This is a genomic window from Streptomyces sp. NPDC047085, from assembly GCF_040643735.1.
Taxonomy (GTDB): Bacteria; Actinomycetota; Actinomycetes; order Streptomycetales; family Streptomycetaceae; genus Streptomyces.
This window is the reverse complement of record NZ_JBEYUW010000004.1, coordinates 73,375-89,103: the sequence shown is the minus strand read 5'-3', so window position 1 is coordinate 89,103 and position 15,729 is coordinate 73,375. Positions and strand designations below refer to the sequence as shown.

At 71.1% G+C, this 15,729-nt stretch carries 18 protein-coding genes and 1 pseudogene; 11 read left to right on the top strand and 8 right to left on the bottom strand.

Going from position 1 to position 15,729, the window contains the following annotated elements:
* Positions 1-13: 13 nt before the first annotated feature.
* The 3 genes and pseudogenes from ABZ865_RS15935 to ABZ865_RS15925 form a co-directional block, all read right to left on the bottom strand.
* Positions 14-1,720 carry a bifunctional 3'-5' exonuclease/DNA polymerase gene (locus tag ABZ865_RS15935; protein WP_361229990.1) on the bottom strand — a complete coding sequence of 569 codons (1,707 nt, stop codon included), beginning with the start codon at positions 1,718-1,720 and terminating at the stop codon, positions 14-16.
* Between the two features lie 150 nt (positions 1,721-1,870).
* Positions 1,871-2,044: pseudogene (locus ABZ865_RS15930) on the bottom strand (ATP-dependent Clp protease ATP-binding subunit); the annotation flags it as partial.
* Positions 2,045-2,055: 11 nt separating this feature from the next.
* On the bottom strand, positions 2,056-2,583 hold the full coding sequence (locus ABZ865_RS15925) for a helix-turn-helix domain-containing protein (RefSeq protein ID WP_361229987.1): 528 nt from the start codon (positions 2,581-2,583) through the stop codon (positions 2,056-2,058).
* A gap of 57 nt (positions 2,584-2,640) precedes the next feature.
* Here ABZ865_RS15925 and ABZ865_RS15920 point away from each other — a divergent pair, with 57 nt between their 5' ends.
* Entirely contained in the window at positions 2,641-3,564 is a 924-nt protein-coding gene (locus ABZ865_RS15920) for a S41 family peptidase (RefSeq protein ID WP_361229984.1), read from the top strand.
* 74 nt (positions 3,565-3,638) lie between these two features.
* A complete protein-coding gene (locus tag ABZ865_RS15915) occupies positions 3,639-4,754 on the top strand; it encodes a DUF2786 domain-containing protein (protein WP_361229981.1) in 1,116 nt (371 codons plus the stop codon).
* A gap of 98 nt (positions 4,755-4,852) precedes the next feature.
* Here the strand turns inward: ABZ865_RS15915 and ABZ865_RS15910 are convergent, their stop codons facing one another.
* Together ABZ865_RS15910 and ABZ865_RS15905 are read right to left on the bottom strand one after the other, a co-directional pair.
* Entirely contained in the window at positions 4,853-5,368 is a 516-nt protein-coding gene (locus tag ABZ865_RS15910) for a DUF4232 domain-containing protein (RefSeq protein WP_361229978.1), read from the bottom strand.
* Between the two features lie 116 nt (positions 5,369-5,484).
* Positions 5,485-5,985, bottom strand: a complete 501-nt coding sequence (locus ABZ865_RS15905; RefSeq protein ID WP_361229975.1) for a hypothetical protein — start codon at positions 5,983-5,985, stop codon at positions 5,485-5,487.
* A gap of 197 nt (positions 5,986-6,182) precedes the next feature.
* On the opposite strand from ABZ865_RS15905, the gene rpmG reads away from it, so the two are divergent.
* The 5 genes from rpmG to ABZ865_RS15880 all read left to right on the top strand — a co-directional run bounded on the left by rpmG (position 6,183) and on the right by ABZ865_RS15880 (position 8,055).
* Complete coding sequence (gene rpmG, locus ABZ865_RS15900) at positions 6,183-6,347, top strand: 50S ribosomal protein L33 (protein ID WP_361229972.1); 165 nt, start codon at positions 6,183-6,185, stop codon at positions 6,345-6,347.
* An 89-nt stretch (positions 6,348-6,436) separates the two neighbouring features.
* Positions 6,437-6,811, top strand: coding sequence for a VOC family protein (locus ABZ865_RS15895; protein WP_361229969.1), 375 nt, complete (start codon positions 6,437-6,439; stop codon positions 6,809-6,811).
* 7 nt (positions 6,812-6,818) lie between these two features.
* Positions 6,819-7,166: a metalloregulator ArsR/SmtB family transcription factor gene (locus ABZ865_RS15890; RefSeq protein WP_361229966.1), complete on the top strand. Its 348-nt coding sequence runs from the start codon at positions 6,819-6,821 to the stop codon at positions 7,164-7,166.
* Entirely contained in the window at positions 7,163-7,639 is a 477-nt protein-coding gene (locus tag ABZ865_RS15885; RefSeq protein WP_361229963.1) for an SRPBCC domain-containing protein, read from the top strand. The genes ABZ865_RS15890 and ABZ865_RS15885 overlap by 4 nt, the downstream gene beginning before the upstream one ends.
* Before the next feature lie 146 nt (positions 7,640-7,785).
* The gene (locus ABZ865_RS15880; protein ID WP_189997865.1) at positions 7,786-8,055 is read left to right on the top strand and encodes a DUF397 domain-containing protein; all 270 of its coding nucleotides are present in this window, start codon (positions 7,786-7,788) and stop codon (positions 8,053-8,055) included.
* A gap of 139 nt (positions 8,056-8,194) precedes the next feature.
* Here ABZ865_RS15880 and ABZ865_RS15875 read toward each other — a convergent pair whose 3' ends face one another.
* Entirely contained in the window at positions 8,195-8,692 is a 498-nt protein-coding gene (locus tag ABZ865_RS15875) for an ATP-binding protein (protein ID WP_361229959.1), read from the bottom strand.
* Between the two features lie 334 nt (positions 8,693-9,026).
* Here ABZ865_RS15875 and ABZ865_RS15870 point away from each other — a divergent pair, with 334 nt between their 5' ends.
* The 4 genes from ABZ865_RS15870 (at position 9,027) to ABZ865_RS15855 (ending at position 12,929) form a co-directional block, all read left to right on the top strand.
* The gene (locus ABZ865_RS15870) at positions 9,027-9,851 is read left to right on the top strand and encodes a helix-turn-helix transcriptional regulator (protein WP_361231170.1); all 825 of its coding nucleotides are present in this window, start codon (positions 9,027-9,029) and stop codon (positions 9,849-9,851) included.
* A gap of 69 nt (positions 9,852-9,920) precedes the next feature.
* Complete coding sequence (locus ABZ865_RS15865; RefSeq protein WP_361229956.1) at positions 9,921-11,381, top strand: aldehyde dehydrogenase family protein; 1,461 nt, start codon at positions 9,921-9,923, stop codon at positions 11,379-11,381.
* A 157-nt stretch (positions 11,382-11,538) separates the two neighbouring features.
* Positions 11,539-12,078 (top strand): DinB family protein, encoded by a 540-nt coding sequence (locus ABZ865_RS15860; protein ID WP_361229953.1) that lies wholly within the window; start codon positions 11,539-11,541, stop codon positions 12,076-12,078.
* Positions 12,079-12,287: 209 nt separating this feature from the next.
* On the top strand, positions 12,288-12,929 hold the full coding sequence (locus ABZ865_RS15855) for a PadR family transcriptional regulator (protein ID WP_361229950.1): 642 nt from the start codon (positions 12,288-12,290) through the stop codon (positions 12,927-12,929).
* Between the two features lie 31 nt (positions 12,930-12,960).
* Here the strand turns inward: ABZ865_RS15855 and ABZ865_RS15850 are convergent, their stop codons facing one another.
* Positions 12,961-14,367 carry a glutamate decarboxylase gene (locus ABZ865_RS15850; RefSeq protein WP_361229947.1) on the bottom strand — a complete coding sequence of 469 codons (1,407 nt, stop codon included), beginning with the start codon at positions 14,365-14,367 and terminating at the stop codon, positions 12,961-12,963.
* Between the two features lie 20 nt (positions 14,368-14,387).
* Positions 14,388-15,674 carry an ion channel protein gene (locus ABZ865_RS15845; protein ID WP_361229944.1) on the bottom strand — a complete coding sequence of 429 codons (1,287 nt, stop codon included), beginning with the start codon at positions 15,672-15,674 and terminating at the stop codon, positions 14,388-14,390.
* Positions 15,675-15,729 lie beyond the last annotated feature (55 nt).

The following is a 15,729-nucleotide window of genomic DNA, read 5'->3' as shown; positions in this document are numbered from 1 at the left end:
ACCCCGGGGCGGTTCACTTGGCGTCGGCATAGCACTCCACCACCGCCGTCGTGAACGGGAACCGCACCGGTGTCTCGCCGAAGGTCAGCCGGCCGGCGAGGTCGGCGGCCTCCCGGATGGCCCGTACGACCGTGTCGGCCTCCTCGGCGGGACAGTGCACGATCACCTCGTCGTGCTGGAAGAAGACCAGCTCGGCCGCGAGGTCCGCGCAGGCCCGGCGCAGCGCGGCGAGCAGCAGCAGGGCCCAGTCGGCGGCGCTGCCCTGCACCACGAAGTTCCGCGCGAAGCGGCCCCGCGCGCGGGAGTTGGTGGACGCGTAGCCCGGGACCCACCCCTGGTCGTCCCCGTGACCGTCCTGCCGGCCGGAGTCGTCCGTGCCGACGGGGATGCCCGCCTCCTCCGCCGCGTCCTCGCCCGTCCCTGCGGCGGGCGGGCAGGTACGGCCCAGCCAGGTCCGCACGAGCCGGCCTTCCTCGCCTGCGCGCGCGGCCTCGTCCACGTAGGCCACCGCCTTGGGGAAGCGGCGGCGCAGCGCGGCGAGGTTCTTCAGGCCGTCGCCCGAGGTCTGGCCGTAGACCGCGCCGAGCACGGCGAGCTTGGCCTGGTCACGGTCGCCGGAGAAGGCGCGGTCGGAGACGGACTGGTAGAGGTCGCTCGCGCGGCCGGCCACTTCCATCAGCCCGGGGTCGCGGGAGATCGCCGCCAGGACGCGCGGTTCCATCTGGTCGGCGTCGGCCACGACCAGTCGCCAGCCGGGGTCGGCGACGACGGCCCGCCGGATCACCTTGGGGATCTGCAGCGCGCCCCCGCCGTTGGTCACCCAGCGCCCGGTGACCGTGCCGCCGGCGTGGAACTCGGGCCGGAAGCGGCCGTCGCGCACCCAGTCCTGCAGCCAGGACCAGCCGTGCGCCACCCAGATGCGGTACAGCTTCTTGTACTCCAGCAGGGGAGCGACCGCCGGGTGGTCGATGGACTGGATCTCCCAGCGGCGGGTCGAGGTGACCTTGATCCCGGCCTGCGCGAAGGCCTTTATCACGTCGGCGGGCAGGTCGGGCCGCACGCGCCGGCCGAAGGCCGCCGAGACCTCGTCCGCCAGCTCGGCCAGGCGGCGCGGCTCGCCGCCGCCCGCGTACCGCTCGCCGAGCAGGTCGCGCAGCAGTTCCCGGTGGACCTCGGTGCTCCAGGGCAGGCCCGCGCGGTTCATCTCGGCGGCCACCAGCATGCCGGCCGACTCGGCCGCGGTCAGCAGCCGCATTCGGTCGGGGTGGGCGGTCTTCTCGTGCCGCCGCAGCTGGTCGGCGTAGACGGCGAGGAGGTCCGCCAGGGGCAGGCGGGTGCCGGTCGGTTCGAACAGCGGGGACTGGGCGCCCGGTTCGGCCGAGCGCTGCGGCGGGTCGGGCGGTACGGGGCCGCCGCGGAGGCGGGCCAGGGCGGCGGCGGCCGAGCGTGGCTCGCCGTACCGGCCCTCGTGGCCCAGCAGGAGTGTCTCGGCGTCCTCGATGTCGTAGCACCGCTCCACTCGCACCCCCGTGGCGAGCAGACGCGGGTAGACATCGGCGGTCGACCGCCACACCCAACGCGTCACCTCCGGGCGGCTCCGCACCGCCCCGGCGAGATCGCTCTCGCGCCGCACCGGTCCGGCGGGCAGCCCGTCCGGACCGAGGGGGGCGACGTCCACGCCACCGTCCTCGGCCGGAGCGAGCGCCCACCGGTCGGCCATGTCCACGAGTGTGGCAGGCGGGTCTGACAATGGCCCCGACCTGCGGTTTCACCGAGAGGGGCGCCAGTTCGGCGGGGTCATGGTTCCGGGACCGTCACAGTGCTCAGTCCTGCGAGCCGTCCGTCGCCGACTCCTCGGCTGCCACCTCCGGTGCTCGGGGCGGCCCTCGGGGTTGCCGGCGGCCAGGGCCTCGTTGTGCGCGGCCATGACCACGTTCCGCGCGAGCGGGGTGCAGCGGCTGAAGCCCTGGCTGGGGTCGAGGTCGACCGACTCCCTCGGGACGAACCGCTTCTGCGCCGCCTGCCGGGTCACGCCCATGCTCTTGAGGCGCGGCCCTACGGCCGCGTGTGCTCGTACATCACCACCATCACGCCATGTACCGGCTGATCCGCCCCGTCCTCCTCCGTCCCGTCGAGCAACTCGGTCAACGCGTCCCGCAGTTGCCGCGCCCGGTCGTCGCTCAGGCGTAGATGGCGGAGGCCGAGGAGGTGCTCGGCGGGGGAGCGGTCCAGCTCCTGCGCGACCGCGCCGAGCAGTGCCGCCGTACCGGCCGGCTGCGGCTCGGCGACCCGCAGGCGCCGGCCCGTGCGCCGGTAGCGGTGCTCGGTGCCGCCCCGGACCTGCCGGGTGTCGGTGATGTGCACGAGCCCCGCCGCGTGCAGCACCTTCAGGTGGTGCGCCACGCTGCCCTTGGCCACCCGCAGCCGCACCGCCAACCGGCTGATCGTGGACGCCTCGTGGGTCAGTGCGAACAGCAGCCGCTGGCGCAGGGGATGCGCGAGCGCGGCGAACTGTTCGGGTGTGGAGATGTCCAGTACGCCGTCGCCGTCGAGGTGCGGTTCCGGCGCGCCTTGTTCCGTCATGCGCTAAGCGTCTAATTATCTTGACGCTTTGGCAAGCCCGGTGCTCTACTCCCCGTCATGACGACACTGACGCCCAGTTCCGTTCCAACTCCCGCCCCGGTCACCGACGTTGCCGCCGTCGTCGAGGAGACCGCCCGTCTTGTCACCGAGCACTACGTCTTCCCGGAAGTCGCCGGCCGCATCGCCGCCCTGCTGCGTCGCCGTCTCGCCGAAGGGGCGTACGAGACCGACGTCGCCGAGGAACTCGGCGCCAAGCTCACGGCGGACCTCCAGTCCGAGAACAACGATCTGCACCTGTGCCTCAAGTACCACCCCGAGCCGGTGTCCCCGGAGCAGGGCGAGGCCACCATGGCCGCCATGCGCCGCCGGTTCGACGCCTCCCTGGGCGGTGTCCCGCGCGTGGAGCTGCTGGCCGGCGGGACCGCCCTGCTCGAACTGGCCCCCGCGCTCTTCCCGCTCGCCTGGGCGGCCGAGCCGCTCTCCGCCGCGCTCACCCTGGTCTCGCGCGCGGACCGCCTGGTCCTGGACCTGAGGGGTAATGCCGGCGGTGATCCGGAGACGGTGGCCTTCGTGTGCAGCTACCTGCTGGACGAGCGCACGCACCTGAACACCCAGTACGCGCGCGTGGGGGAGCGGTACGACCAGTTCTGGAGCCTGCCGTACGTCCCGGGCGCCCGCTTCGGCGGCACCAAGCCGGTGTACGTGCTCACCAGCGCGAACACCTTCTCCGCCGCCGAGGAGCTGAGTTACAACCTCCAGCAACTGGGCCGCGCCACGATCGTGGGGGAGACCACCCGGGGTGGCGCGCACCCGCGCGAGGGCTGGACCGTCCACCCGCACCTGGAGGCCTCGATCCCGGTCGGCCGCTCGATCAACCCCGTCTCCGGCACCAACTGGGAGGGCATCGGCGTTCGCCCCGACGTCCCCTGCTCGGCCGCCGAGGCCCTCGACCGCGCCCTGGAGCTGGCCGCCGGCGCCTGACCGCCCCGGCGGTTGTCCACAGGGTGTGGACGGCCGTCGCCCGACTGTCGGTGCCGCGTGGCACGATCGACAGCGTGACCAGCACTGCCAGCACCGTCGAGCGGGCCTTCCGGGCCGCCATCTACGACGACACCGACTCCGGACTCGACACGGGCGCGTCCCTGCTCGCCTCCGACCCCGCCGCGGACACCGAACTCGCGCGGCGGGGCGAGGAGTTCGTGGCCACGGCCTGGCAGCGCGGCTGGCAGCCCGCCGACGTCGTACGGCTGGTGCGGCGCGAGCTGGACGACGTCCATGTGCGCCTCGCCGCCGCGCTGATCCGCGCGCAGGCGGGCCGGGACCGTGCGCGCGGGCGCCGCTGGGCCGCCCAGCTCGACGCCCTGGAGGAACAGGCGGCGGCTCCCGCGCGCGGAAGCGACCGCTTCTCGCACGCCACCGCCGTCCTGGAGCTGTACCGCCTGCTGCTGCGCCTGCCCGCTCTGGAGCCCCTGGAGGAGCCCCGTCACGCCCCCGGCCCCGGCGCCTCCCGCATGCTCACCCGCATCCGCGCGCTGCTCGCCAAGGCCGAGGCCACCGGCTACCCGGAGGAGGCCGAGGCCCTCACCGCCAAGGCGCAGGAGCTGATGGCCCGGCACAGCGTGGACGAGGCGCTGCTCGCCGCGTCGGCCCCCGCGCCGGACGCGCCCGGAGCCTGCCGGATCGGCGTCGAGCCGCCGTACGAGCAGGCCAAGGCCGTGCTGCTGGACGCGGTCGCCCGCGCCAACCACTGCCAGGCGGTGTGGAACGAACCGCTCGCCTTCTCCACGGTCGTCGGTTTCGAAGCCGACCTGGAGGCGGTCGAGCTGCTCTACACCTCGCTGCTGGTGCAGGCCACGCATGCGATGACCAAGGCGGAGGCCGCCCAGAGAGCCGGGGGCCGCAAGCGCACCAAGACCTTCCGCCAGTCGTTCCTCGCGGCCTACGCCCACCGCGTCGGCGACCGGCTCGCGGCCGCCGCCGAGACCCAGGTGACCCAGGACCTGCTGCCGGTGCTGGCCACGCGCGCGATAGCCGTCACCGACCGCCTGGAGCGCATGTTCCCGCAGACCACCACGACCCGGCTGCGCGGCGTGAGCGACGCGGCCGGCTGGACGGAAGGCGCCCGGGCGGCGGACGAGGCCCAGGTCAAGGCCCGGCCCAGACTGCCGTGAGGCCGCCCCCGACCTGATCGGTCCTCGACCTGATCGGTCCCCGACCTGGTCAGTCCCCGACCTGGCCGATCCCCAAGGACCGGCTTCCGGCCTCCGGGTCAGTCCCCGACCTGCTGGAAGGCGCTGACGGAGGCGTCCGGAGTCGTCGGGGAGCCCTTGGTGGCGACAGGGCCGTACGACCACGGGAAGCTGCGGGCGGACTTGGCGCCGGGCAGGGCGATCTTCACGGTCTTCGCCTCCAGGCTCGCCTTGTCGCCCGCCTTGCCGCGCACATAGCTGATGGTGAAGGACGCCGAGTCCCCCTTGGCGAGCTTCAGCTTCTGAGCCTTGGCGCCCTGCTGCACGGGCACGGTGACCTCGGCGGTGCCCGTGTTCAGCACCGCGCTCGGGAACTTGTCCAGGGTGCAGGGGGTGCTCTGGTTGGTGATGCTGACGGGCACCTCGCCCGTGTCGCCGGCGGCCGGGGCCACGCTCGCCGACCCGATCTGCACCGACACCCCGCCGATCTCGCAGACGGAGCTGCTCTTTCCGTTCTTGCCGCCGCCGCTGTCGTCGCAGGCGGTCAGCAGGAGGGCGGCGGCGAGAGCGGTGACGGTGAGCGGAATGGCGCGCATGAGCAAGTCCCATCGAGGTCGTGACGGTCTCCTCGCATCATGGCGCCTGCGCCCGCCCCACGATCACGCGCCCCTCCCGAATCACCGGTTCGGGCCCGCAGCGGCGGCCCGGAGGATCACTGGCCGAGGTCGGTCGGCAGCCCGGAAGGCAGCTTGCCGCCCTCCGCCTTGGTGTACGTCTCCTGGCCGAGCTTCCCGGACCAGGTCACCTTCAGGCCGCTCGCGGATACCGAGTCGACCATGCCGCTGACCCGGTTCTTGCTGCCGTCCGTGCAGGTCAGATGGATCATCTGCATGCCCGCCTCCATGCCCGCGGTGCCGCTGCACACGGTCCCGCCGGTGGCGAAGAGGCCGGCCTGCTTGCCGTTGATCACCAGGGCGACGACCTTGCCGCTGCTGGTGGTGACCCAGCTGCCCTGGAGCTTGTCGGAGGCGCCCGTCACGGTGCCGGACCCGTCGGCCGAACTCGCGGTGGACGTGGGGGCCGCGGAGGGCGAGGAGTTCTTCCTGGAGTCGCCCTTGGAGTCGCCGCCCCCGCTGCACGCGGTCAGCGCCAGCGCGCCCACCAGCCCCGCGGCCGCGGCAGCGGTCCGCACCCTTGCAGTCGCCGTAGTCACGTCACGCTCCCAGCTGTCGCCGTTCCCTCTGGCCCGGAGGGTCCGCAGCAAGCTACCAGCCGTCGGCCGGAAGACCTCCGCAGCCCGAACGGGAAACCGTCGCGAGCGTGCTCACGCCGGTTCACCGGGTCGAGGTGACGCACCTCCCACAGAACAACTATTGGCAATGGGATTCATTTTCAGCTAATATCGCCGGCATGGCACGCAACGAACTCCGCCCGGTCACCAAGCTCCGGTCCACGGCCGGAACCGGCTTCACCTACGTGACCCGCAAGAACCGCCACAACGACCCCGACCGCATGACCCTGCGCAAGTACGACCCGGTCGTCGGCCGGCACGTCGACTTCCGAGAGGAGCGCTGAGGCGCCGCCGGCGCACGCAGGTGAGGCAGCCATGGGTAGGCAATCCCCTACGTTTGACGCGTAGGGGATTGCCTACCTATTCTTGAGGCATGGCCATCACACACGCCTCGTTCGTCACGCTTCCCGTCTCCGACCAGGACCGCGCCCTGCGCTTCTACCGGGATGTCCTCGGCTTCACCGTCACCGCCGACCGGGACATGCCCCAGGGGCGCTGGCTGCAGGTGGCCCCCGAGGGGGCCCAGACCGTCTTCACACTCTCCGGGCCGGGCATGGGCGGTTTCGAGCCCGGCTCCGCGCGGGGGATCATGTTGGTCACGACCGACGTCGACGCGGACTGCGCCCGGCTCACCGAAGCCGGGATCCCCGTGCAGGGACCGGACGAGCTGCCCTGGGGGCGGATGGCCTCCTTCACGGACCCCGACGGCAACGGTCTGATGCTGCTGACGGAGAAGGAAGGCTTCTGACCGCTCCATGAACGGTACGGGTACCGCCGCCGAGGACCGTGTCTTCGCCGCGCTCGCCAACGCCACCCGCCGCGAGGTGCTGCGGCTGCTGCGCGAGCGCGGGCCGCAGCCCGTACAGGCACTCGCCGACCACTTCGACATGCGCCGGCCCAGCCTCTCGGAACACCTCAAGGTGCTCCGGGAGGCCGGTCTCGTCTCCGAGCAGCGCTCCGGCCGGCAGCGCATATACCGTCTGGAGGCGGCCCCGCTCGCCGACGTCCAGGACTGGCTCCATCCGTACGAGCGGTTCTGGCGCGACCAGCTGAAGGGCCTCGGCGATCTGCTCGACCGCATGCCCGACGATGACCAGCCATGAGCACACCACCTGCGCCCGAAGCGGATGACGACCTGACCACCATCCGCGTCGACCAGTTCTTCCCGCACCCTCCCGCCAAGGTCTGGCGCGCCCTGACCGAGCCCGAACTGCTCACGTCCTGGCAGATGCCCGGCGCCGAGAACTTCCGGCTCGAGGTCGGGCACACCTACCGGATGACCTCGGTCCCGCGTCCCAACACCCGCTTCTCCGGCGTCGTCGACGTGCGGGTCCTGGCCTACGACACCGGCCGGATGCTGTCCCTCCGGTGGGCCGACGCCGATCCGGCCAATCCCACGGACTGGACCATCACGTGGACCCTGGAACAGGAAGGGCGCGGAACGCGTCTCTTTCTAGTGCACCAAGGATTCGATCCGGACGATCCGGCGCAGATGATGGCGCGGAAGATCATGGGCGGGGGCTGGAGGGGGCATGTGCTGCCGTCTCTGGGGCAGACGCTGGAACGGCTTCGGTAAAGCGGACGTCAACCCTGTAACCGTGGGAACACCCCCCGTGCACGTGCATCTGCTCATGCATCTGCACATGAACAAGGTTATGATCCAGGTCAGTTGAGCACAGCATCTATGGCCACATCAGCCAGTGCACCACCGGGGAGCGACCTGTGGACCGCGACGTTGACAGCGTGTACGGGGGGTACGACGTGTACAACGGCATGGCTGCCACGCAGCTGGACGGAGTGGCCTGGCAGAAGAGCAGGCACAGTAACTCGCAGGGGTCCTGCGTGGAGTTCGCGAGACTGCCCGGCGGCGACGTGGCCGTGCGCAACTCGCGCTTCCCGGACGGACCCGCGCTCGTCTACACGCGCGCGGAGATCGAGGCGATGCTCCTCGGCGTCAAGGACGGCGAGTTCGACCACCTGATAGCGAGCTGACACCCTCGCCCGGGCCCCGGGCCCGGCGGCAAAGCCCGTGGTGAAGGCTGGTGGCAACGATGTCCAGAGGACGGCGTGTCCCGTACGGGCCTCGTGGCGACGCGCGTAGATCGGTGACGCACGCCTGTGCCGTACGTCCTCAGTCGACCGGCCCCAGCCGGAACAGCGCCCAGACCACCTTGCCGCTGAGCGTCCCCGCGAGCGGGTGCCAGCCCCAGCTGTCGGCGAAGGAGTCGACCAGGAACAGGCCGCGCCCGGACTCGGCCGAGAAGTCGTCCGAGTCGCGCGGGACCGGGGACTCGTGGCTGGGGTCGCGCACCGCGCACACCAGCCGCCCGGTCCAGCGCATCAAGTGCAGCCGTACACACGGCGGTTGGTCGGCATCACAGGCCGCCTCGGCGGGCAGTGCATGACGTAGGGCGTTGGTGACGAGTTCCGAGACGACCAGGCATATGTCGTCGAAGTGGTCACCTGTGTCCCACTGGTCCAGGGTGTCCCGGGTGAAGCGCCGGGCCTCGCGCACCGCTTCGTAGCGGGCGGGCAGAGCACAGGAGGCGGCATCGGAGACGGCCGAGGGGTCCAGCGGAGGAAGGCCCTGCCGTAACGGCTTGAGCATGGTCGATCCATTCGTCCCCATGCGAGGCACTCCCGGGAATTCGCGGTCGTAGCGATGCAGCGGTGGCGCGGGACCATGGTTTCGGATGCGAAGAGCAGATGCAAGGGCAGATGCACGTGCACGCGACCGAATTGGCCCTGACCGTACCGCTTCTTGGCCATTTTTTCCGCCATCTTCATCCTCCTGTTCGCCAGAGGTCAGGACCTCTTGCAGGCAGAAACGGCCGACCTCTTTCCGTTTCCGTAACCGCACGAGTACTGCTCGAAGTGTTTTAGTGGCAGACTTCGGGCCCTGAAGACGGTTGGGGAGGCTGGCGAACGTGAGCGCGGGAGAGCCCGGATCGGTGGTGCGGCGCATGCTGCTCGGCTCGCAACTCAGGCGACTGCGTGAGGCACGGGGGATCACGCGCGAGGCGGCGGGATACTCCATTCGCGCCTCCGAGTCGAAGATCAGCCGGATGGAGCTGGGCCGGGTGAGCTTCAAGACCAGGGACGTGGAAGACCTTCTGACGCTGTACGGCATCAACGACGAGGCCGAGCGCGAGTCGCTGCTCTCCCTCGCCCGTGAGGCCAACGTGGCGGGCTGGTGGCACAGCTACACCGACGTGCTGCCCAGCTGGTTCCCCACCTATGTGGGCCTGGAGGGCGCCGCCTCCCTCATCCGCGCGTACGAGGTGCAGTTCGTGCACGGCCTGCTTCAGACGGAGGAGTACGCCCGCGCGGTGGTCCGGCGCGGCATGAAGGGCGCGAGCACGGCCGACGTGGAGCGGCGGGTCGCGCTGCGCATGGAGCGGCAGAAGCACCTGCTCGCCCCCGACGCACCGGAGTTCCACATCGTGCTCGACGAGGCCGCGCTGCGCCGGCCGTACGGCGACCGCGAGGTGATGCGCGGCCAGCTCCAGCACCTGATCGACATCTCCGGGCGGCCCAACGTACGGCTGCAGATCATGCCGTTCGGCTTCGGCGGGCACTCCGGCGAGAGCGGCGCCTTCACCATCCTCAGCTTCCCCGAGTCGGACCTGTCCGACGTGGTCTACCTGGAGCAGCTGACCAGCGCGCTCTACCTCGACAAGCGCGAGGACGTCGCCCAGTACGAGCAGGCGCTGAAGGAGCTGCAGCAGGACAGTCCGGGCCCGGACGAGAGCCGTGATCTTCTCCGAGGTCTCCTTCAACTCTCTTGAAACACAAGTACGATGACGCGTGATCAGCACTGACGTGGATCTGGTGTCCGCTAGCGATTGAGGGATCACATGTCGTCCTACTTCAACGACCTGGCCCAGCAGTACATCGACGGTGAGTGGCGCCCGGGCACCGGTTCCTGGGACGTCATCGACTTCAACCCGTACGACGACGAGAAGCTGGCCTCGATCACCGTGGCCACCGTCGACGAGGTCGACCAGGCCTACCAGGCGGCCGCCCGCGCCCAGAAGCAGTGGGCCGAGACCAACCCCTACGCCCGGCGCGCGGTCTTCGAGAAGGCGCTCAGGCTGATCGAGGACCGCGAGCAGGAGATAGCCGACCTGATCATCGCGGAACTCGGCGGCACGCGCGTGAAGGCGGGCTTCGAGCTGCACCTCGCCAAGGAGTTCCTGCGCGAGGCCGTCCACCTGGCGCTGCGTCCCGAGGGCAGGATCGTGCCCTCCCCGATCGACGGCAAGGAGAACCGCGTCTACCGGGTCCCGGTGGGCGTCGTGGGCGTGATCAGCCCGTTCAACTTCCCGTTCCTGCTGTCGATCAAGTCGGTCGCCCCCGCGCTCGCCCTCGGCAACGCCGTGGTCCTCAAGCCGCACCAGAACACCCCGATCGCCGGCGGCACCCTGGTCGCCAGGATCTTCGAGGAGGCCGGCCTGCCCGGCGGCCTGCTCAACGTCGTCGTCACCGACATAGCGGAGATCGGCGACGCCTTCATCGAGCACCCGGTCCCCAAGGTCATCTCCTTCACCGGCTCCGACCGGGTCGGCCGGCACGTCGCGACCGTGTGTGCCAGGAACTTCAAGCGCTCGGTGCTCGAACTGGGCGGCAACAGCGCGCTGGTGGTCCTGGAGGACGCCGACATCGACTACGCGGTGGACGCGGCGGTCTTCAGCCGGTACGTCCACCAGGGCCAGGTCTGCATGGCCGCCAACCGGGTGCTCGTGGACCGCTCGGTCGCCGACGAGTTCACCGAGAAGTTCGTCGCCAAGGTGAAGTCCCTCAAGGTCGGCGACCCGCGCGACCCGGAGACCGTCATCGGCCCGGTGATCAACTCCGCGCAGGCCAACGCCATTTCGGGCGCCGTCGAGCAGGCGCTCGCCGAGGGCGCCACGGCCCTGGTGCGCGGCGCCACCAACGGCAATCTGGTCGAGCCCAGCGTGCTCACCGACGTCCCCGCCGACTCCGCCCTGCTCGAACAGGAGGTCTTCGGCCCGGTCGTCTTCCTCGTCCCGTTCGACGGCGAGGAGGAGGCGGTCCGGATCGTCAACGACACCCCGTACGGCCTCAGCGGTGCCGTCCACACCGGTGACATCGAGCGCGGTGTGGCCTTCGCCAAGCGGATCGACACCGGCATGTTCCACGTGAACGACGGCACCGTGCACGACGAGCCGATCGTCCCCTTCGGCGGTGAGAAGCACTCAGGTCTCGGCCGGCTGAACGGCGAGACGACCCTGGAGGCCTTCACCACGATCAAGTGGATCTCGGTCCAGCACGGCCGCAGCCGCTTCCCGTTCTAGGCCTCTCCCTGCCTCTCCCTCATCTCTTTCCTTCGCCTTTCCCTCGTCTTTCCCGTCCGCGCCGGGCCCTTGCGGACAGAAGCTGACCGCAAGGGCCCGTAGCGTCGTCGGTGTCAGGGGGGAAGCCCCTGGGAGACCCGACGAAAGGCGGCCGGTCATGGTCACGCACGTGGCGGCGGAGGCGCAGGGTGACGAGCGCGGAGCGCTGCTCGCGTTCATCGAGGAGCAGCGCGGCGGGGTCCGCAGGGCGCTGCTCGGACTGACCGAGGAACAGGCCCGCACCCGTCCCAGCCCGAGCGAGCTGTCGCTCGGCGGACTGCTCAAGCACGTCGCCGAGGTCGAGCAGAGCTGGATCGCACGGGCGAAGCAGGAGCCTCCGGCGGTCCGGCGCGACGAGTCGAACTGGCACGAGTGCTTCCGGCTGGCCGAGGGCGAGACGGTCGCCTCTCAGCTCGCGTACTGGGAGCAGGTCGCCGCCGAGACGGAGAAGTTCATCCGCTCCGCGCCCAGCCTGGACGAGACCTTCCCGCTGCCGCCCGACCCCTGGTTCCCGCCGGAGGGCCGCGTCTCCCTGCGCTGGGTGTGTCTGCACCTGATCCGCGAGACGGCCCGGCACGCCGGCCACGCCGACATCATCCGCGAGTCCCTGGACGGGAAGACCGCGTTCGAACTCGTCGCCCTGGAGCAGGCGGGCTAGGCCCTGTCGTCTGGATCAGGCCGGCTGTGAGGTACGGCGCCTTCCAGCCGACCCGAGCGGGGTCTGGTGCGTGCAGCTGCAAGGCGGAGGAGGGAGTCGACGCGGAGCGTCGGCGAGTGACGACAACGCCGCAGATGGGCGTGCCAGGCCCCGCGACGCCGGGATGATCCAGATGACAGGGCCTAGCCGTACGGCAATAACCTGGCCGCATGTCAGCGATCCGTCTCCTCGTGCTCGGCGCGGTCCGCCAGCACGGGCGGGCCCACGGCTACCAGGTCCGGGGCGACCTGGAGTACTGGGGCGCGCACGAGTGGTCCAACGCCAAGCCGGGCTCGGTCTACCACGCCCTGAAGCAGATGGCGAAGCAGGGGCTGCTGCACGTGCACGAGACCGCGCCGTCCACGGCCGGGGGCCCGCCGCGCACCGAGTACGAGATCACGGACCGGGGGACCGAGGAGTACTTCCGGCTGCTGCGCGAGGCGCTCGTCTCCTACGACCAGAGGACGGACGTGAAGTCGGCGGCGATCGGCTTCATGGTCGACCTGCCGCGCGCCGAGGCGGTGGCACTCCTGAAGGAGCGGATCCGGCGGACCGAGGAGTGGCGCTCCACCGTCACCGAGCACTACGTCCCCGAGGACGGCCCCGAACAGCTGGGCCACATCGGCGAGATCATGAACCTCTGGGTCCACACGGCCGATGCCGAGGCCGAGTGGACCCAGGGACTGATCGGGCGGATCGAGGGCGGGGCGTACACCTTCGCCGGCGAGGGCGAGCCGTTCGTCGGCGTCCTGGGCGAAGGCGAGGAGAACCCGTACGCGAGGGGGGAGCGGCATCCGGAGGACGACCGCTGACGACGCCCCGACGGTGGAGGAGGCCGGTCGCCTAGTGGTGGAATCCGGTGGCCGCTTCCTTGTCGTGGGTCAGGGGATGCGGCTGCCGGCGCAGGTCCGGCAGCAGGCGGGTCAGGTCCTCGACGAACAGGTCGGCGAGGTCGTGCGAGAAGCCGTTGCGGCACACCACGCGCAGCACGGAGAGGTCCTCCCGCTTCGGCGGGAAGGTGTACGCCGGGACCAGCCAGCCGCCCTCGCGCAGCCGCCGGGAGACGTCGAAGACGTCGTACGACGACACGTGGTCGGCGATGGTGAAGGCGAACACCGGGAGCTGGTCGCCCCTGGTGAGCAGCTTGAAGTCGCCGAGCGCCTCGACCCGCGCGGCGAGCGACATCGCCACGTCCCGGGTCGACTGCTGCACCGCGCGATAGCCCTCGCGGCCCAGCCGCAGGAACGTGTAGTACTGGGCGACCACCTGGGCGCCGGGGCGGGAGAAGTTGAGCGCGAAGGTCGGCATGTCACCGCCCAGGTAGTTGACCCGGAAGACCAGCTCCTCGGGCAGCGCCTCCTTGTCCCGCCACAGCGCCCAGCCGACGCCCGGGTACACCAGGCCGTACTTGTGCCCCGAGGTGTTGATCGAGGCCACGCGCGGCAGGCGGAAGTCCCACGCCAGGTCCTCGTCCAGGAAGGGCGCCACCATCGCCCCGGAGGCCCCGTCGACGTGTACCGGAATGTCGAGGCCCGTGCGCTCCTGGAGGGCGTCCAGGGCCGCGCACAGCTCGGCGATCGGCTCGTACGACCCGTCGAAGGTCGAGCCGAGGACGCCGACGACCCCGATGGTGTTCTCGTCGCACAGCTCGGCCGCCGCCTGCGGATCGAGGTGGTAGCGGTCGCCCTCCATGGGGACCAGCCGGGCCTCCACCTCCCAGAAGTTGCAGAACTTCTCCCAGCAGACCTGGACGTTGATGCCCATGATCAGGTTCGGGCGCGCTCCCGGATAGCGGTCGGTGTTGCGCGCGGCCCAGCGCCGCTTGAGCGCCATCCCGGCGAGCATGCACGCCTCGCTGGACCCGGTCGTCGAACAGCCGATGACGGCCGACGGGTCCGGCGCGTTCCACAGATCGGCGAGCATCGCCACACAGCGCCGCTCCAGCTCGGCGGTCCGCGGGTACTCGTCCTTGTCGATCATGTTCTTGTCGCGGCACTCCGACATCAGCACCCCGGCCTGGGGTTCCATCCAGGTGGTGACGAAGGTGGCCAGGTTCAGCCGGGCGTTGCCGTCCAGCATCAGCTCGTCGTGCACCAGTTGGTACGCCGTCGTCGGCGGCAGCGGCGCGTCCGGGAGCCGGTGGGTGGGCGGCGCCTCGGTCATCCCGCCGACCGGGTTCGCCTCCCCGAAGAACGGGTTGACGGACATCGGTCGCGCTTCGTGCTTCGCGGGTCCTTTGTGCAGGGCCATGGATGTGCCTCCAGAGGGATTCAGCGGATCGCGGTGCCGTCCGCGCGCAGTTGCATCTGCGGCCGCCCGGTGACCAGCAGCCAGGCCGGCAGCGACGCGATGCACAGCAGGGCCAGAACGGCCGGCGAGGCGACCAGGACGGCCGCGGTGAACAGGCTCACCCAGCCCTGGCGGGTGATCGCCAGAAGCATGCCCAGGACACCCGTCGCCACCCCCACCGAGGGATGGACGGCGGGAACCAGGGCGTGGGCGCACAGGCCCAGGGCGGCACCGATGAACACGGACGGGAAGATGCGCCCGCCCCGGAAGCCGCAGGACGCGGCGACGAGCAGCGCGGCGAGCTTCACGACGGTCAGCACGGCGAACTGGCCGGCCGAGCGGCCCTCGGGGTCACGGGCCAGCTCCCCGATCTCGTTCAGCCCCTTGAAGAGCGTCAGATGGCCGCCGACGGCCGCCAGCGCGCCCAGGACGGCCCCGCCCGCCGGGAGCATCAGCATCGGGTGCCGCAGCCAACGGAAGGCCCGGTGGACGTACGGGAAGGCGTACACGGCGCACATGCCGAGCACCGCGGCCACCGAGGCGATCACCAGGGCCGCCAGCGCATCACCCCAGCGGGGGTGACCGAAGGGCGGCAGGCCCAGGTCGAACGTCGGATGGGCCACCAGGGTGGTCGTCAGGGCGCCGACCGCGCCGGCCGTCAGCGGGGCGAACAGGTTGTCCCACAGCCGCCCCCGCATCGGCTGCCCGGCCAGCGCCTCGGAGATGACCAGCGCGGCCGCCACCGGCGTGCCGAACAGCGCCCCGATCGTGCCCGCCTCGGCCAGCGCCGGCCACAGGCTGTCCGCCGCCCGGGGCAGGAGCCGCCGGCCCAGCCACACCGCGAGGGCGACGTTCACGGCGATGATCGGGTTCTCCGGCCCCAGGCTCGGCCCGCCGGCCAGCATCAGCCCGGTCGCCACCACCAGCCCGGGGAGCACGACCGGCGGCAGGACGCGCGCGTCGAGCCCGAGGCAGGCCGGGTCGGGACCGGCGTGCCCCGGCACCTTCCAGACCACCAGGCCGACCGCGACGCCGGTCGCGATCAGCATCACGAACATCCACAGCACGGAGTACCGGCCGACCCCCAGCGCGTCCGGCACGGGCCCCCACAGCACGTGCTGCAGTTGTTCCGCCGCCGCGCTCACCCCGACGAAGACCAGGCTGGCCGCGACCCCCACGGCGACGGCGGGCAGGATCAGCGGGAGCAGCGCCCGTGCCGGGGCCGTCGGAGCGGTCGGGGGCGGCGGCTGCGCGGAGTCCTGGGCCACGGGCTCACCATAAGCGGACAAAAGGCACGAAACATCCGGAAGGAAATGCGACTTG

Excerpts from the sequence above, each read along its gene's own strand:
- ABZ865_RS15935 (WP_361229990.1), bottom strand. The coding sequence starts at position 1,720 with ATGGCCGACCGGTGGGCGCTCGCTCCGGCCGAGGACGGTGGCGTGGAC.
- ABZ865_RS15925 (WP_361229987.1), bottom strand. The coding sequence starts at position 2,583 with ATGACGGAACAAGGCGCGCCGGAACCGCACCTCGACGGCGACGGCGTA.
- ABZ865_RS15920 (WP_361229984.1), top strand. The coding sequence starts at position 2,641 with ATGACGACACTGACGCCCAGTTCCGTTCCAACTCCCGCCCCGGTCACC.
- ABZ865_RS15910 (WP_361229978.1), bottom strand. The coding sequence starts at position 5,368 with ATGCGCGCCATTCCGCTCACCGTCACCGCTCTCGCCGCCGCCCTCCTG.
- rpmG (WP_361229972.1), top strand. The coding sequence starts at position 6,183 with ATGGCACGCAACGAACTCCGCCCGGTCACCAAGCTCCGGTCCACGGCC.
- ABZ865_RS15895 (WP_361229969.1), top strand. The coding sequence starts at position 6,437 with ATGGCCATCACACACGCCTCGTTCGTCACGCTTCCCGTCTCCGACCAG.
- ABZ865_RS15890 (WP_361229966.1), top strand. The coding sequence starts at position 6,819 with ATGAACGGTACGGGTACCGCCGCCGAGGACCGTGTCTTCGCCGCGCTC.
- ABZ865_RS15885 (WP_361229963.1), top strand. The coding sequence starts at position 7,163 with ATGAGCACACCACCTGCGCCCGAAGCGGATGACGACCTGACCACCATC.
- ABZ865_RS15875 (WP_361229959.1), bottom strand. The coding sequence starts at position 8,692 with ATGGGGACGAATGGATCGACCATGCTCAAGCCGTTACGGCAGGGCCTT.
- ABZ865_RS15870 (WP_361231170.1), top strand. The coding sequence starts at position 9,027 with ATGCTGCTCGGCTCGCAACTCAGGCGACTGCGTGAGGCACGGGGGATC.
- ABZ865_RS15865 (WP_361229956.1), top strand. The coding sequence starts at position 9,921 with ATGTCGTCCTACTTCAACGACCTGGCCCAGCAGTACATCGACGGTGAG.
- ABZ865_RS15860 (WP_361229953.1), top strand. The coding sequence starts at position 11,539 with ATGGTCACGCACGTGGCGGCGGAGGCGCAGGGTGACGAGCGCGGAGCG.
- ABZ865_RS15855 (WP_361229950.1), top strand. The coding sequence starts at position 12,288 with ATGTCAGCGATCCGTCTCCTCGTGCTCGGCGCGGTCCGCCAGCACGGG.
- ABZ865_RS15850 (WP_361229947.1), bottom strand. The coding sequence starts at position 14,367 with ATGGCCCTGCACAAAGGACCCGCGAAGCACGAAGCGCGACCGATGTCC.